The sequence below is a fragment of the Flavobacterium sp. Leaf359 genome (genome assembly GCF_001423985.1).
Taxonomy (GTDB): Bacteria; Bacteroidota; Bacteroidia; order Flavobacteriales; family Flavobacteriaceae; genus Flavobacterium; species Flavobacterium lindanitolerans.
In genome coordinates this window covers 306,768-306,981 of record NZ_LMPW01000002.1, presented here as the reverse complement: position 1 = coordinate 306,981, position 214 = coordinate 306,768, and the positions used below count along the sequence as shown (strand labels likewise).

The 214-nt window shown below is 54.7% G+C and carries 1 protein-coding gene; it reads left to right on the top strand.

Annotated features, from left to right (window positions below):
- The coding region (locus tag ASG38_RS18435; RefSeq protein WP_157486021.1) for a SprB repeat-containing protein at nucleotides 1–214 on the top strand (214 nt) is incomplete at both ends.

Sequence of the window (214 nt, the reverse complement as noted above, 5' to 3'; positions counted from 1 at the left end):
AGCGGGAACCTATACCGTTAAGGTTAGGGACAACATCGGCTGTGAGGTCGAACTGGCAAACATTACGGTAACAGAACCTGCGGCAGCACTTTCGGCAACGGTTAACGGAACGCACGAAATCTGCCTGGGCGACAATAACGGTACGATAACCATAACGCCTGCGGGTGGAACGGCGCCTTATACCACAAGCCTGGATTCCAACAACCCGGCCGAC